Genomic DNA, 15,079 nt, shown 5'->3' with positions numbered 1-15,079 from the left:
ACACGAAATCATGCTAAAAAGAATATCATATATAACTCTATTTGCCTTGTCACTGATCTCTTGCAACGACAGTCTGGATGAAATAAATAAAAACCCAAATGCAACTGCAAAACCATTAGCCCCTTATCTGTTAACAGGATCATTAAAACAGGGAGCTGATTTGTATTGGGGATCAGATAGTAATTTTAACTCCTCTTTATTATTTGTGCAGCATTGGGCTAAAGTTCAATATACAGAACCAGACAGATACGATGTATCTAACACCTCTTTTGCTCCTTTGTGGAATACAGGATATGCAACCCTGATTACAGATTTAAACACAATCCTGAATTTTCCTGATCAACAGGCAAATTCAAATTATAAAGGAATTGCATTAACACTGCGTTCATGGACATTTTTATTACTTACAGACGCTTTTGGAAGCATTCCTTATAGAGAAGCAGGTCAAAAAGTGACGCCAGCCTATAATACTCAAAAAGAAGTATATACGGGCTTGCTAGAAGACTTAAAACAAGCTCAGTCTTTACTAAATCCTGCAAACGGAACTGTAACAGGCGATTTGTCCTATAAAGGGGATATTTCGAAATGGAAAAAACTAGTGAATTCGCTTCGTTTGCGTATTGCATTGAGAATTTCAGACAAAGAACCTGCTTTAGCCAAACAAACAGCAATAGAAGCAACTACAGATCCTGCTGGAGTAATTAGTAACAATAACGAAGCTTTTAAGTTTGTTTATACCAGTTCGCCACAACAAAATCCAGCTTCGGCTTGGTTCGAAACTCGTGATGATTTTCGTATTTCGAAAATATTGGTTGATAAGTTAAATGAGTTAGCCGACCCACGTTTGCCTGTTTACGCTCAATTGCCATCTGATGCAACTGTAAATAAATATGTTGGAGCTGCTAATGGATTATCAAACAGTGATGCCAATAGTCAAGGTTTTGCTAAAACATCAAAACCGGGTACTTACTTCCTGACTTCGACATCGCCAGCTGTAATTGCTTCGTATTCTGAAACATTGTTCAATCTTTCTGAAGCAGCAGCTCGTGGTTATATTTCTGGAGATGCAGAACAACTCTATAAAAGTGCCATTACAGCATCGTTCAATCAATTTGGTATTACTGATGCAACTACTATTGCTAACTATCTTAACCAGTCAACTGTGAAATATGATGCAACAAATTATGCCAAATCGATTGGGACACAAAAATGGATTGCATTCTTCGGACAAGGTCTTGATGCCTTTGCTGAGTGGAGAAGACTTGATTATCCAGTATTAAAAGCAGGTCCATCAACGGTTTTAAATGGACAGATTCCTTCGCGTTTCTTCTACCCAGGCACAGAGCAATCATTAAACGGAAATAGTTACCAAGCCGCAGTAGCTGCTCAGGGAAAAGACTTGCTTACTACAAAATTATGGTTTGATGCAAAATAAACTTTAATAGTTCAAAGAAAAGAAATCAGTACTGCTGAAAATATTTTTCTTTTAGAATATTCAAGTTTTATCAAATCATCACTATTTACACAATAAAGAAGCTGTTCGAAAAGTAATTTTCAGACAGCTTCTTTTTTAATTTTTTAAAGTCTTAGAAAACATGATTGTCATATATATCACACCAGATAGGATTTGAAATTACGCCCAGCACCTCTACCCTATCTCATTGAGCATTGATCCAATTTTATCAATCAATTTGCTCGTTTTCTCACATGATTTCAAAAACAAAAATGAGACAACTGATGTATAAAAAACATAAAAGAAAGCCCATTTCTAAACTGAAATGGGCTTTTAAAATTCTAAAAATATCTTCTTCAATTTAGAACAAAAAAATATTTAAGTTAAAACTATTGAACAGGATTATACTTTATGATTTTTTGATTTATTTTTCCAAATATAGATTTACCTTCATTATCATTCATTTCTATCGCTACCATATCACCAAATTTCAAAAAAGGTGTTGTTACCTCTCCTTTTTCGATCATTTCCAAACATCTGATTTCGGCAATACAACTTGATCCAGCAGCAGCTCCTTTATTTGCAACTGTCCCAGAGCCAATTATGGTTCCAGCCATCAGAGAACGAGTTTTAGCTGCGTGCTTAATTAATTGTCCAAAATCAAAAGTCATATCTATCCCTGCATTTGGTGACCCAATTTTTATTCCATTTATAAAAGAATGCAAAGGTAAATGTACCTTTCCTCCATCCCAATTATCCCCTAATTCATCAGGAGTAACAACAACAGGTGAAAAACTCGTCCACGGTTTAGACTGATAAAAACCAAATTGTTTTTTTAATTCATCTGGGATTAAATTTCTTAAAGACACATCATTAACAAGACCAATTAACTTAATGTGTTTTTTGGCTTGTTCTGCACTAACTCCCGGTGGCACATCGTCAGTAATAACTACAACTTCAGCTTCCAAGTCAATACCCCAATCTTCATTCTCTACTTTAATATCATCATTAGCCCCTATAAAGGCATCCGAAGCCCCCATATACATCAACGGATCTGTCCAAAATGATTCTGGTAACTCTGCATTTCTTGCTTTTCTAACCAACTCCACATGAGTTACATAAGCGCTTCCGTCTGCCCAATGATATGCTCTAGGGATTGGAGCCATTATTTTTGCATCAGTAAAATCAAATATTCCGTCTATTTTTCCTTCTTCTAATTGTCCTGCAGCCACTCTCAAAAGACTTTCACATTTTTCCCAATTATCCATTGCTTGTTGCATAGTTGCAGCAATTGATGGAACTTTAACGGCTTTTGTCAGGTTTTTATTAACCACAACTAATTGCCCATCTCTTGTTCCATTGTCGATTGTTCCTAATTTCATTTCTCTTTTTTTTGTAAAACTATAAAATTCTTTTTGATATCCAAAGCAGAATATAATCCATCAAAGAAACTGAAAAAGTTGCCTTTTTGCCTCAAAAAAACAAGGTTGCTTTCTTAACTTTTTGTGACAAAAAGATGCTAATTCCAAAAGTTTATAAAGATAAATAGGCCTTAACTGACTACTATTATATAATTTTGTGATGCATGAAGCAGCTAGCTTCTTGCCTATTATACTATGAGCAATACATTTTCTGACAACAGCCAAATAGGAATGGCAGCTACCTTTTCTGAGCTTGTGCATACCGATTTCAAAGGAGAAATGAATGCTTTATGCTGGCACAGAAATCTGGATGGTGATTTTAAGGAGATTGTAGCCCTATTATCTTTACAAGAAAATATAACCGAAGTTTTTCCCGAAGATTTACTTGCACTCCAACTCTCAGAAAAGGGAAATATAGCAAGAGAAACAATCTTAAATGATTTACAATTATTAGCTGATTTTGGCGCTTCGCCTTCTCTTAATTTACTGAAGTGTTATGAACGTGATGATGAATTTGATTTCATATCTACAGATGTGTATTCGTTTCATGTAGATCGTTCGCCTATTGCAACAGATACTTTTTTATGCACCTATCACGGAGCGGCAAGTGATATTATTTCTAATTCGCAGGCAGAACAAAAAATTCTAATTCCAGAAATTCGAGCCAAGCTAAAAGAACTGCATGATGGACCAGAAGAAGAATTCGAAAACTTTCTACAGGAAAATTATTTTGATTTGCATTATCAGCTAAATGCAGATGCAGAACCTATTAATTTAGGATTGGGGCATCTTTGGCGACTGGCTGTAGATCATCCTAAACAACAAGTACTACCTTGTATTCATAGAGCTCCAATCGAAAATGAAGGAGAATATCGGTTGTTGCTGATTTGTTGAGTAAGTTGCTGGAAAATACATTTATACCCATGAAATCAGGTATTGTTTTTTATATTTGACATTAGTAAATTTGTTCTTTATCAAAAATAATCATCATGAAGAGTAAGAGTATAAACGGTTCTTTAGTAATGAAATTAACTTTTTTAAAAAATAAAACAGCAAGTCTGGTAAAACAACTTCTTTTTGTGATGCTTCTTCTTCCATTTGCTGCATTCTGTCAAAAGACAGTTGCACCAGGCAGCAAGGATATCAATACCAAATACATTAAACCCGAAAAGTCCCTTTATACAGTATATTATGTTAAAGATACAAGCTGGGTAAAGCAAGGATCATTGACGTATGATATTGTTGTGGCAAATAATCAGTTGAGTTTAACCAATTCCTATACTCCAAAAGACAATTCCAGAACCAGCACTCGCACCACTGTAGCAAATCAGCAAACACTAAAACCGATCAGTTATACCAGCGACGAAAAGAATTCAAAATTAAATCTCGACTTTGGTGAGACCGTTACAGGTAATTACTATTCTAAGAAAACCAAAAAGGATAAAAAACTGAAATTGCATCCAAAAGATGCTTATATAGACTGGAACTGGACCGATCATCTTATAGGAACATTACCATTAGATGTTGGTTATAAAGCACGCTTTCCACAATTCTATTATAACGATGAGTCGAATGTTCTTGTAGAATACTATACCATCAAGGAGGTAAAAAGCTTTATCTACAACTCTCCCAGAACAGGTAAGCACGAAACATGGCTTGTTACGGTTTCAGAAGAAAGTACTGGTGCCATTTATAATTATGTTATAGACAAAAAAGACCATCGTCTGTGGCAGAGGGAAATGTCAATGGGCAAAGGAATGTGGGAAATCACCGTGAATGAGGAATTAGACTATCAGCCTATTAAAAACAAATTCAACAAAGAAGAAACTGCTCAACAGATTTCTAAAGGCAACAGTGTTATTATTGGTACAGCCTATGCAAGATCAGATTCAGGTAAAAAATTGGGTGGTTTGGTTAATACAGCCAAAAAACAATATGCCCCAAAAGGCACGGAGATTACACTTTTTCCAAATTCTGCATATTATGAAGAATGGGTAGAAGTCAACAAGAAAATTCGCAAACAGAAAAAAATGCCAGAAGTTCCTTTGAATGCCGATTTTGGTTATTCTGTCAAAAAAGCCAAAGTCTATGATGATCAAGGGCATTTTGAGTTCTCAGATCTAATGCCGGGCACTTATGTTGTTATGGCCAGCTTTGATTTTTCTAACTCTTACAACTATTCGTATGTATCTGGCTATACCAATTATTATAACTATTGGGGCTATACAGGTTCCTCTACAAATTACGGTTCTGCCAGACAATCCTATATTGATAAGGCCAATGTTGAGAAACGTGTAACCATAGATAAAGATGGCGATAAAAAAGAAGTCAACTTAAAAGAATAAAATAGAAAAAGTGTAAAACAGAGCCTTTGCTTTGGTTTGATGATTGTAAAATAGTTCATCACGAACCCCCTTAATAATGCTATCTAATTTTTCTTGCTAACGCGAGCATATTGCTCGTGAACGCAAACCAATATAATCTCTATAAATATCTTTCCAGCAAACTCTTGCTAAATTCTTATTTTATTTAGTTGCCATTCTTTGTGTTCACGAGCGAGACGCTCGCGCCAGCTTGGGGGTTTATAAACTTATCAAATAGAAAGTGCCAACTCTAGAACATTTAGAGAATTTATACAGACAACTCAATAAGTAAATTAAAAGCTTTAGTATTTTAAATTTTTCTAATCAGCATTTAATTTTAATATATCTGTCGATTTAAAAAAATCAAATTATTTTAGTTTTTAAAACCTTTGGTTTTTGCAAAAAAAACTATTGTAGCAAAAGATATTGAATTTTCTACATTTGTTTTCCGGCTATTGTAACTAGATTTTAGGAGATTAATAGATTTTTCTTCATTATGTTTCGTTTGATCTAAACGACAAAGCGATAAAAAATATTTCTCACCTACGTCGTAACTAAAGCTTGATGCGATGGCAAAAGAAACTTTGAGCCAATTATCGTGTGTTTCGGTTATAGACAAATTTCTTTTACTAAGATATTTTATAATTTGTCTCATTATATTCTTGTTTTCTGCTTGATTTAATCCTTCTGTTGCAAAAGCACTTTTTAGAAGGGAAATATCTCTTGTAGGACTATTTGATTTACCTGAATTTTTTATTTTAATCTTCTCAATAAAATCTAAATATATTTCAGAGTGTGGATTATAAAATAAATTTTCATCCCAAGAGGAAAAACAAAGTCTTGAAACATCTTTACCACTGGGATCAAGTTCTATTTGATATTTTTCAAAGAAATATTTAGTTAAAGAGTTAAAAACTGCTTTATGCTTTTCATAATGATTATTAATTCTTACCAAGCATTTTATACCTTTTCCAGATGGTGAATCCCAAAAAGATAAAATGTATTTATCAGCAATGAGAAATTCTTTAATATTCGATAGTTCATCACTCGAAATATGATCAATATCTAACACCATCAAATTATTATATACAGATACTTCAGACGCCTTTCTTATATTATCAAACTCACCGCAGAAAGTTACTGCAGGTAATTTAGTCTTGAGGTCGCCATATAATTTATCATCACCATTCTCTAAAGCCTGTCTACATTTTATAATTAATTTTTTGTAAGTCCCATTTTTGATATTTCTCAATTCATCAAACAACAAAATAGTTGTGCCATTTTTGGCCTTCATGTTTTGAAATTTTGATATCTTTATTGTAGAAAGTTTTTTCATATGAAATACAAAATTAGTTATATTTGTTCAATGCGTAGCTAAGAGTGTTATGTATAACATTAATTTAGACAGGTAGGCTTTGCCTAGGAAAAGTAAAATTAACCGAAAAATCCGCGAGTCATAAGGTCCTGCATATTTTTTTTGGCTCGATTGTGTATTACGCTTATTGGTACATGATCTTTATTCATCTATTATGTTTTTTCCGGCTACGCTATTTTTAATTAGATATTATGACAGACCTTGATCTTTACTTTACTGATAAAAGTATTATTGAATTATTATGCAAGTATAGGGTAAACGAAGCAAATAAGCGACATTCAAAACATATGATTCGTAATGTTAGTTTGCATAAATCTACAAATAAAGTTATAATTACTAATGAAGAAAAAAATTTTAAGTTTCTACAAAATATATTCCCATCAAGAAGAGATTGGAAAAAGCTAAATGAAAAGGAACGTAAAATCTATAATGACACTCTAAGTATTAATAGGAAAAGACTTTTTAAGTCGTATTTAGTAGCAAAAAGAGAAATTGATAGAGGAGGATGTATTCCAGTTTGGTATAGTAATTTATTAGATTTTGTCCATGATATACAAAATGACATTCAGAATATTCAGCAATCAAACTTTAGATTAAGATCTCCTAATATAAAAGGCATTAAAAAAGAAGTAAAAGACGGGATAATAATTTATAGACCCATTGCATTATATGATTTTAAAGAAAAAATTATCTGTTCATTAACATCAAAATACCTTGTAAATTACTTCGAAAATTTATTTAATACATTAGATTGTTCTTATGCATTTAGACCCAAAAGAGTTGATAATACAATTCCAGATCACCATGATTGCATAAGTGAAATTATTAATTATAAAAAACGCTATTCAAAACTTTGGGTAGCTGAATGTGATATTCAAAAATTTTTCGATGCAGTTCAGCATCAACATATAGTTAAAGTTTTCGATCGACATGCTTCTGAAATTGAGAAATATTTTGGAGTTTCTTTGGACTCACGTGCTAAAAAAATTTTTAACTTATTTCTGGATTCATTTAATTTTCAAGAAAATATTTTGAGTCTCACGGCAGAATGGTTTGAAACAAACCGATTGCCTTTTGGAAAGTTTAAATGGGTTGAAAAAGATCTAAATTTAAAGTTTGGCTCCGAATATACAAAAAAGCACAAGATAGGAGTACCCCAAGGTAATGCAATATCTTGTTTTATAGCAAACCTAATTTTACACGATGTAGATGTTGCTGTTAAAAATTATAGTAATTCCATTTTTTATATTAGATATTGTGATGATATGATTTTAATGCACACTGAAGAAAAAGTATGTTCAGAAGCTTTAAAAATCTATATGGATAATATTGACAAAAATTTTCTTCTATTTCATGAACCTGAAAAATTTATAAATTATAAAGATCGTTTAATTTGTAAAGAATTTTGGAAGTCTAAATCAAAAGAACCATTTCTTTGGGGAGATAAAAATAGTAATGAACAAAATGTACCATGGCTTTCTTTTGTCGGTTATCAAGTAGATTATCAAAATCGTGTAAGAGTAAGGAAGTCAACTTTAAAAAAGGAAACTAAGAAGCAAATTTTTGAAACCCAAAAGGTAATTAAATCCCTTGGCAAACATCATCGCAATTTAGAAGTACAGGATGAGCATGCAAGATTATCGAAAGGACAAATTGTATTTCGAATACAGCAACGTTTAATTTCGATGTCAGTAGGTCGTGTAACTATTCATAACCACAAAAGACCATTAGAGCAAGGCTTTTGTTGGACAAACGGTTTTAAAAAACTTGATAAGAATAGAATTAGTAGTAAACAATTACGATTTTTAGATAAAAGAAGAAACATTCAAATTCAAAGAATTAATAGAGAATTGAATAAAATCGTTAAAGAAACAGAAGTTGCAACTTTTCCTGATGATCTGAAGCATATTAAGTTTGGAGGAGCTTACAGTTATTATAACTATTTAAAACATAAGTGACTTCAAAATTATTTCTTAAATTTTTAAGCTTGACGAAAATTTTTAAGCTTGACGAATTAATTAATTTTTTGTGATTTAATGATGTGAAGTTTTTGTCAAGCATAATTTATAATCGATTATAATACTTTCGAATCGATGAAGGAACTCTTTCTTTCCAGTTTTTCTGTTCTACATGAAAACCATGCCACTGCTTTTGCGGGTTATGACCTTCATAAAAAAATTCTAAATATTTATTATGCACATCGTCAAAATAGAACAATCTGTTTTTCTCCTTAAAATCCGCAATTGAATTATTTAGATAATCCTGCGCCATTTCTTTGTTACAAAGTAATGGAGACTCGCCTTGCCATTGACCTTTACCGTTTTCCCCATGTTTTGGAGATAGATTAAAGTTTCTGACCTCTCCATCGTCCTTAAACCATTTTATAATTGAATTTGTATCAGGAATAAAATGAAAACAAAGCTTTTCAAAATCTGAATTACTACGTATTCGAATGTAATGGCCCCTTTTTTCAATGTCATTAAGGGAGATTAGTGCAGTTTTTTCTTTATTTACTATATCTCGAAAATAAATGTCATGTACAGGTTCCAAAAATGAATGTTGGTTGTTGAAATTAATAGAAAAGGCATAAGCGTCAGACGTTTTATGAACAGGTTCTGCCCCTTCTAAAATTAAATCCAATTTATTAGCATCTGAAGTAATAAAATTGTCATCTAGATCCTCACAGTTTCTTATAAAATCATCTAATTGCGCTTTGCTATAATATAAACTACATAAATGTTGTCGTGCAAAATTTACCACTCCAAATAGATTTGGCAGATAATTTGGGATTTCTATGTGTTTTTCCCAACTTAAATTTATAAAGAAATTAAATTGTGTATACATTAAAAGTCTAATAGCGTTTTTCTGTCAATGGTGAACTGATCAAAAAAACCTTTTGGTGTTTTTGTCATAATACCACCTTCTTTTATTTCGATTTTATTAGGAACACTGCTGTGCTCTTCTTCATTTCTTGTAAAGTGGTATATAGAAATGTTATCCTTATCAATACCTAATCCTTTATCTTCAAATTTTTTGCAATTAACTAATAGACCATTTATAATATGGTCGCTATGTGTTTCTAAAATAATTTGAATTCCTGCTTGGCTTGCTAATGCTATAAGTTCAGCTAATTTAGCTTGACCATTAGGGTGAATATGCGCCTCAGGATTTTCAATTAACAATAATGATCCTGCTGGTGCAGATAGTATTGCTACTAATATTGGCATTACGTAGGAAAGCCCAAATCCTACATTTATAGATCTAAAGATGTCTGTTTTTCCATCTTGCGATTCTGTTGCAAATTGATATTTTAATTCATAGCCTAAGTTTCCCAAATCTTCGACAACGATATTTACATTAGAACTTATTTCTTTTTCCCAAGCAGAAGTTTGATAAAATAAATCCTCTGCATCTGTAGATAGATTTCGTAATTCAGGCAATACGGTTCTGTCTTTGTTTACCATTAGGTAGTGAACAAAATGTTCTGATCGACCCTCTATAACGGATATTTGATTATAAATATCCACAACTACGTCATCTTTTTGGTAAATTGCTTGTGGACCTAATCTGGCAGCACTTATAAATTGACAATGTTTATTAAATAAATTCTCAGATGAAAGTTTCTCTCTATCATAAATATGCTCAGTGTCTGCTGCTTTAGACATCATTGTCTTACTTAATTCAGATACTTTAGAAACAAAGGTATATTCTAATTTATTTAGATCTGTTTCTATACCTATTTTAATTTGGTTTTCGTTTGCAAATTGATATATAACATCTTTGGCAGACCCAATTGTTATTGGATTGGATTTTAAATCAAGGTACTCAAATTTTGAATCGGATAAATATGATTCGCGAATTAGCAAAATAGCTTGCATCGCTGATGATTTACCTACTCCATTAGAACCACAAAATACAGTAAGATTTCTTATATCTAATATTGTATTCTTGTGTGATTTGAAATTTGTTAGTTCAATTTGTTTAATCATACTGTATATCTATCAATAAGTTTTTTAAAATCATCGTGCCTTAATTTAACACGATCTTTACTTGCCGTACCAGTAGTAATAGCAGACCAAAATTTTTCATTAAGTTGAATTTGTCTAAATTGCTCAATAAAATTTAATTTATCACCTAAAATAGCTTCTCTTGTATCGTTGGAGCACTTAGCAAAAAAAACGCTTATAATTTCAAAAAGAGGTTTATTAATAGGTTTTCTTTTGTCGCTTATATCTCTTCGCTTGCGAAAGGCATCTCTTCCAAATATATCGAACGAAAGCTTCATAGATTCACGAAAGGCCGTTTTAATTTCAGTTTGTTTTTCACTCTCTATTGGTATTTTTTTTGTCCCTTTTGTTAAAAACGAATCCATATCTGGCTCATAGATATTGTAATCAAGTAAATAAAAAGTAATAAATCTTGTAATAAAATCTAAATCTTGCTGTCTTTTACTCGGTATTGAATTATCTGTAGCTGTAAGAAAAAGTATTCCTTCAGGGCTATCTGTCGACAATAGTTCCTCTAAAAAATCTATTCGGTACCCCTGAAATAATGCCGTTCTTATTTCTTGAGGCGCAAGTTCAATTCCTCCTTGATTAATTCGGCTAAAAATATTAAATTTAACTTGGTCAGGTGTACCCTTACCTATTAAATTTATTGTTATTTGATTAGTTGAGATTCTTCTTTGAACATCTTTAGGAAGATCTGTCCAGTATTTACCATTATATTCCGTTCTAAATTCCAGATCCTGCAGCTTAAAAGGCTCATGATTTTCACTAATTGTATCTTGCTTTTGGCCTGATAATATAAAGTGTTCTAAAGTACTAATTCTTTGTAATCCGTCAATTACCCTCCATTTTTTATCCATACCTTCGTCGAAATAGAACAAAGGAATAGGTAGACTAAGCATCAGAGATTCAATGAATCGACTTTTTTTCTTTAAATCCCATAAATTCGGCAGTCTTTGATATCTAGGAATTAAAATTTCATTGTATTCTAACATTTCAACTAACTGTCCAACATTTCGTGGCACAATATTAATATTTATGTCATTAGGGTTAAAAGGAATTTCGTTAGTTATGTTTTCGTTTCCTTCTTCTGATTCTACAGGATTTAATTGCTCAAAGTCCTCTTCCATGCGATAATTTATAAGATATCATTTAACCCGCAAGGTACAAAAAAAATTATAAGATTATATTTTACAAAATTCAAATCTAGGTTCAACTTTCATATTTTAAAAATACTTAAGAAATATTTTCAGTTCTTTTGTTCGAAAGAAGTGGAAAAATAGCTCTTTATAGTTATATGTATGTCATGGCTTTTGTTAATATAGCAGGTCAAATAATTATTTATTGAATAATTTTTCAAGTTTTGCCAACATTTCATCTTTCTCTTTCAACATACGCTCGTATAACGCAATTTTTTCTTCATGTAATTTAACCAATTGATCAATTTGATTAATGGTAGAATTGTAAAATACAGATGCAGGTTGCTGACAATTATCAAAAGTATTAGAAATAATATTTATTGCTTGTTCTTCATCAAAATTCTGAAAAGCTTCTACAGGAATTCTTAATACAGCTGAAATTTGTTTCAGCAGGTTGTCTTCAATTACATCTTTCTGCTCCAGCATAGAAATTTTCTTCTGATTCCAGTCTTCTCCCAGATCATAAGCTAATGCTTCCTGCTTTATGTTAAGCATTTCTCTAAAACGTTTTACGTTTCTTCCCTGATGTATTTTCTGTTCCATAATGAATGTCAATTTTCTGAAGGCTCAAAGATAAAGCCATTTGCGTAAAAATCGTGAATTTCAAAGATAAAAAAATATATCATAATACATACTTTTTGTCAGATATTATATCCGTTTTAGAATAGTTTATCCTTTTGAAAGAATAGAACTTCGTTTGTAAATTTTAAATCTCTTGAGTATGAAAAAGAATAAAATCTCCTTCGAAACTAGCTTTTGGCCAGGTCATGTGGCAGGAAATCCTTTTAAGGCAATTAAAGCTTTTTTTGACTATGCAGATCTGGATTATTACAAACAAAGTTTAACCGAAGTGGTAATTTACAGCTATAAGAGAGAATGCTACGAAGCCAAAAACCCCTCTACTGCTTTTATTTTTTATACTGCTATAAACACTTTTCTCAAATTGTGTTACTGCCTGCCGGAGAAAAGCAAAAAATGGAAAGTTACAGCCTCTTTGCACTCCGAGACAACATTTCATCTATCTTCCCTGACAGAGGAAGAATATGACAATCCCTTTATTGTATTTCAAAAAGCATTTGATGAAAATACTCTTGAGGAGTTTGAATCATTTCTATGTCTAATCCTGGAGCTTTCATTGTCTCCTTATGATGGATATCCTTACTCCGACCTGACGACGCCCTATATTTATTTAATCAAAATGCTCGATGCTGCGTCACTAATGAAAGAAAGAGGCATTGAGAAAATCAGCAAATCTCCTGAATCTGTGTGCTAAAAAACTCCATAATTAGCTAGTAATCATTTTTAGGTTTGAGACTAAATAGAAGTTCTTATAAATTATTATTTAATCAATCCTAAATTATATATTCACGCAAAGGCGCAAAGAAGCTAAGTAAGCTATCCGATCGCGCAGATTTAGCTCCGCAACGATAGCACGGATTTGCAATCCGTGCCCACAAAGTAATTCCTTCAAAAGCTCACAAATAAAAAACCGATTGCTCGGATATGCTCAACGATAGTGCGGAAATTCTTTTCGTGCCCTTTCCTAGATTAATAAAACTGGATTTTCTTTTTTTTAAATCTGTTAAGATATACTTCGCGGGCACGGATTGCAAATCCGCGCGATCGGGTTTTTCTTGTTTGTTCTACCTTTTAGTGTAAACTCTTACTTTATTTTATCATTTTTTCTGTAATAATTGGCAAATGAATAACTAAACATTAACACAACAGCACTTATAAAAGAATAATTCCAATTCATTCCACTATTAGGCTCTTTCGTATATATAAAATACATGTTTAAAAGAAATACAGGAACAATAGTTATTAGAACAGCAACGAAATTTCTCATAGTCATTTATTTTTATATTTAAAACCCTGCTTTTACAATTTTACTCGAATCAGTTATTTCCTCAGTTAAATACATTTCACTTATTTCTGGTTTAACTTTAGAATATTTTATTTTATAGAATTTTTTTAAAGGAGAATCCATTTCATAGTCACGCCTTTTATTTCCAATGAACTCTATATTATTAACGTAATATTTAAATACTAAAAAATCTTCATTACCACCATAACCTGAATATTTATATACTTTGCCAATTGTAAACGCAAAGTTTTGTGCAAGATGTTTTTTACGCATTGAGACTTCGTATACTGTATATAATATTACTAGTGCAAAGATTGCATATAAAATGTTTTGAGACTTCTCCTTTGTTATAATTAATTTATTCATTTTTATTAACCACACTTTTAGTTCCTTTCTTCTTTTCCTTTAAATCATTCTTTACCACATTAGTGGTTGCTTTAGACCCCATCTGTAATAACGTTTCAGAAATAGTTTCCATACTACTACTAAACTCTGGAATTTATTTCATCATCCTTTTCCTGACCTTGGAATCCGTAATGATACTCGTTGGTATTACCATGTCTATTCGGAACCTGCATTCCAAAAGGATAATAATCTGAATAACTAAGAACGTCTGGACTGAATGTTCCGTTTGTGTTAAAAATACTACGGTCGGAAATTACCGAAACTACATTTCCTAAATGGTTAGATAACTCATATTCTTTATCACCCACAAAGCCATATACCATTATAGGGATACCTGCGGTAGCCTCTTTTCCTTGTCCTCACATTCACAAACATCTCCAATTCCATTTTTATTAACATCTTCTTGTAATGGGTTTGGAGTCATTCTGCAATTATCGCAAACATCTCCAATACCATCTTTATCTGTGTCTATCTGGTCAAAGTTAGGTGTTTCTATATAATTATCACAACCTAAATCTCCTGGTTTATCTCCATCGCCTCTACCATCTTTATCTTTGTCTATCTGCAGTGGGTTATAATGCTTACAATTGTCGCATACATCTCCAACACCATCTCCATCAATGTCATCTTGTTTTGGATTAAATGTATCTGGACAATTATCTTCAAAATCTTTTACTCCATCATCATCTTTATCTCCCTCTTTTTATCCCTCTTTTTATCCCTCTTTTTATCCCAACGATCGCGCAGATTTAACTCCGCAACGATAGCGCGGATTTGCAATCCGTGCCCACAAAGTAATTCCTTTAAAAGCTCACAAATAAAAAGTAAAACTTTCCATTATACTTTTTATTTTTATAAGAAAAAAGATCATGTAGGCAAGATACAAAGCAACAACAACAACAACAACAACAACAACAACAACAACAACAACAACAACAACAACAACAGAGGAAACATATTTTAAATCTATAGCCTTCCAGAAAATATTAACG

Annotated in this window: 14 protein-coding genes and 1 pseudogene; 5 read left to right on the top strand and 10 right to left on the bottom strand. The window is 32.0% G+C overall.

Going from position 1 to position 15,079, the window contains the following annotated elements; genetic code table 11:
* The first annotated feature begins 10 nt into the window (after positions 1–10).
* The gene (locus EAG11_RS05795; RefSeq protein ID WP_129538322.1) at positions 11–1,435 is read left to right on the top strand and encodes a SusD/RagB family nutrient-binding outer membrane lipoprotein; all 1,425 of its coding nucleotides are present in this window, start codon (positions 11–13) and stop codon (positions 1,433–1,435) included.
* 407 nt (positions 1,436–1,842) lie between these two features.
* Here EAG11_RS05795 and EAG11_RS05790 read toward each other — a convergent pair whose 3' ends face one another.
* Entirely contained in the window at positions 1,843–2,835 is a 993-nt protein-coding gene (locus EAG11_RS05790) for a fumarylacetoacetate hydrolase family protein (RefSeq protein WP_129538321.1), read from the bottom strand.
* A gap of 234 nt (positions 2,836–3,069) precedes the next feature.
* Here EAG11_RS05790 and EAG11_RS05785 point away from each other — a divergent pair, with 234 nt between their 5' ends.
* A complete protein-coding gene (locus tag EAG11_RS05785; RefSeq protein WP_129538320.1) occupies positions 3,070–3,768 on the top strand; it encodes a DUF1826 domain-containing protein in 699 nt (232 codons plus the stop codon).
* 95 nt (positions 3,769–3,863) lie between these two features.
* Positions 3,864–5,219, top strand: coding sequence for a hypothetical protein (locus EAG11_RS05780; protein ID WP_242499273.1), 1,356 nt, complete (start codon positions 3,864–3,866; stop codon positions 5,217–5,219).
* A gap of 391 nt (positions 5,220–5,610) precedes the next feature.
* Here EAG11_RS05780 and EAG11_RS05775 read toward each other — a convergent pair whose 3' ends face one another.
* On the bottom strand, positions 5,611–6,573 hold the full coding sequence (locus EAG11_RS05775) for a BT4734/BF3469 family protein (RefSeq protein ID WP_129538319.1): 963 nt from the start codon (positions 6,571–6,573) through the stop codon (positions 5,611–5,613).
* 230 nt (positions 6,574–6,803) lie between these two features.
* Here EAG11_RS05775 and EAG11_RS05770 point away from each other — a divergent pair, with 230 nt between their 5' ends.
* Complete coding sequence (locus EAG11_RS05770) at positions 6,804–8,570, top strand: reverse transcriptase domain-containing protein (protein ID WP_129538318.1); 1,767 nt, start codon at positions 6,804–6,806, stop codon at positions 8,568–8,570.
* Between the two features lie 106 nt (positions 8,571–8,676).
* Here the strand turns inward: EAG11_RS05770 and EAG11_RS05765 are convergent, their stop codons facing one another.
* From EAG11_RS05765 to EAG11_RS05750, 4 genes are all read right to left on the bottom strand, one after another.
* Complete coding sequence (locus tag EAG11_RS05765) at positions 8,677–9,456, bottom strand: hypothetical protein (protein ID WP_129538317.1); 780 nt, start codon at positions 9,454–9,456, stop codon at positions 8,677–8,679.
* Entirely contained in the window at positions 9,456–10,601 is a 1,146-nt protein-coding gene (locus EAG11_RS05760) for a DUF3696 domain-containing protein (protein WP_129538316.1), read from the bottom strand. Before EAG11_RS05760 ends, EAG11_RS05765 begins: the two co-directional genes overlap by 1 nt.
* Entirely contained in the window at positions 10,598–11,749 is a 1,152-nt protein-coding gene (locus tag EAG11_RS05755) for a DUF262 domain-containing protein (protein WP_129538315.1), read from the bottom strand. Before EAG11_RS05755 ends, EAG11_RS05760 begins: the two co-directional genes overlap by 4 nt.
* 207 nt (positions 11,750–11,956) lie before the next feature.
* Positions 11,957–12,361 carry a helix-turn-helix transcriptional regulator gene (locus tag EAG11_RS05750; RefSeq protein WP_129538314.1) on the bottom strand — a complete coding sequence of 135 codons (405 nt, stop codon included), beginning with the start codon at positions 12,359–12,361 and terminating at the stop codon, positions 11,957–11,959.
* Positions 12,362–12,539: 178 nt separating this feature from the next.
* Between EAG11_RS05750 and EAG11_RS05745 the strand changes: the two genes are divergently transcribed.
* Positions 12,540–13,091 carry a hypothetical protein gene (locus EAG11_RS05745; protein ID WP_129538313.1) on the top strand — a complete coding sequence of 184 codons (552 nt, stop codon included), beginning with the start codon at positions 12,540–12,542 and terminating at the stop codon, positions 13,089–13,091.
* Between the two features lie 390 nt (positions 13,092–13,481).
* Here the strand turns inward: EAG11_RS05745 and EAG11_RS05740 are convergent, their stop codons facing one another.
* The 4 genes and pseudogenes from EAG11_RS05740 to EAG11_RS05725 all read right to left on the bottom strand — a co-directional run.
* Positions 13,482–13,664 carry a hypothetical protein gene (locus EAG11_RS05740; protein WP_129538312.1) on the bottom strand — a complete coding sequence of 61 codons (183 nt, stop codon included), beginning with the start codon at positions 13,662–13,664 and terminating at the stop codon, positions 13,482–13,484.
* A gap of 18 nt (positions 13,665–13,682) precedes the next feature.
* Positions 13,683–14,048 carry a hypothetical protein gene (locus EAG11_RS05735; RefSeq protein WP_129538311.1) on the bottom strand — a complete coding sequence of 122 codons (366 nt, stop codon included), beginning with the start codon at positions 14,046–14,048 and terminating at the stop codon, positions 13,683–13,685.
* A gap of 119 nt (positions 14,049–14,167) precedes the next feature.
* Positions 14,168–14,410: a hypothetical protein gene (locus EAG11_RS05730; RefSeq protein WP_129538310.1), complete on the bottom strand. Its 243-nt coding sequence runs from the start codon at positions 14,408–14,410 to the stop codon at positions 14,168–14,170.
* Positions 14,410–14,754 (bottom strand): annotated as a pseudogene (locus tag EAG11_RS05725) (thrombospondin type 3 repeat-containing protein); the annotation flags it as partial. The pseudogene EAG11_RS05725 and the gene EAG11_RS05730, both read right to left, overlap by 1 nt.
* Positions 14,755–15,079 lie beyond the last annotated feature (325 nt).

It is taken from the genome of Flavobacterium sp. 140616W15 (assembly GCF_003668995.1).
GTDB lineage: Bacteria > Bacteroidota > Bacteroidia > Flavobacteriales > Flavobacteriaceae > Flavobacterium.
Note: the sequence above shows the minus strand (reverse complement) of the source record. Positions and strands in the feature narration are given on the sequence as shown.